Source organism: Candidatus Poribacteria bacterium (assembly GCA_021295715.1).
GTDB lineage: Bacteria > Poribacteria > WGA-4E > WGA-4E > WGA-3G > WGA-3G.
Genome location: JAGWBV010000131.1, coordinates 9006 through 10109, shown reverse-complemented (window position 1 = coordinate 10109; position 1104 = coordinate 9006). Strand labels below are relative to the sequence as shown.

The following is a 1104-nucleotide window of genomic DNA, read 5'->3' as shown; positions in this document are numbered from 1 at the left end:
TGGGATGGTCGGAATGCGCTTGGCGAACAGGTCGCGAGCGGAATTTATTTCTATCAACTCGAAACCGACGAAATGTCGTTGATGCGGAAGATGGTTATATTGAAATAGCGGTTAGCGGTTAGCAGTTAGCGGTTAGCGGTTCGTAACCCCCCTAACCCTCCTTATCAGGGGGCAGAAGGGGGGAATAGAAATAAACGAGGGAAAGGGCGCGGTGTGAAAGCCGCGCCCTTTTTTTACGTATGTGCATCCGTCGTGGTTGCCCCGTGTGATACATGTATGTGCATTCGTTGTGGTTGCCCCATGGTATGTGCATCCGTTGTGGTTGCCTCGTGTGATACGTGTATGTGCATCCGTTGTGGTTGCCTCGTGTGATACGTGTATGTGCATCCGTTGTGGTTGCCCCATAGGAACGGATAATACCAATGGCATACAACCGAGAAATCCATCACCGTCGGTCAATACGTCTGAAAGGGTACGACTACACACAAGCCGGTGCTTATTTCGTGACAATCGTTCTCCAAGACCGATTGTGTCTGTTCGGTGAAATAGTCAACACAGAAATACAGTTGAGCGAAGCAGGCGAAATGGCGCGCCGAGTCTGGGAGGCGTTACCTGACCGATTTCCGATGATTACGATGGATGCATTCATAATCATGCCGAATCATTTACACGGTATCGTCATAATCAACCCGTCTGTAGGGGCGCCCCTTGTGGGTGCCCAATCTGTGGGTTCACAACCCGCCTTGGGTGCCCAATCTGTGGGTTCACAACCCGCCTTGGGTGACATCATCGGCGCGTACAAATCTTTGACCACCGTAGAATACACGCGTGGCGTAAAAATAATGAAATGGACACCATTCCACCGACGATTATGGCAGCGAAACTACTTTGAACACGTTATCCGAAACGACGATGCTTTAAGAGACATTCGCGAGTATATTATTAACAACCCGGGGCAATGGGACCTTGATAAAGAGAATCCACGTTTCTATTGAATATTGCGGGCACTCATAAGGGCAACCACAAGGGTTGCCCCTACGATGGTTATGATAGGGTTGCCCCTACGATGGTTATGATAGGGTTGCCCCTACGATGGTTATGATA

1 protein-coding gene is annotated in these 1104 nt (G+C 49.6%); it reads left to right on the top strand.

Annotated features, from left to right (window positions below):
• Positions 1-422 precede the first annotated feature (422 nt).
• The gene (locus tag J4G07_21420) at positions 423-995 is read left to right on the top strand and encodes a transposase (protein MCE2416545.1); all 573 of its coding nucleotides are present in this window, start codon (positions 423-425) and stop codon (positions 993-995) included.
• The last annotated feature ends 109 nt before the right edge of the window (positions 996-1104 follow it).

Excerpts from the sequence above, each read along its gene's own strand:
- J4G07_21420 (MCE2416545.1), top strand. The coding sequence starts at position 423 with ATGGCATACAACCGAGAAATCCATCACCGTCGGTCAATACGTCTGAAA.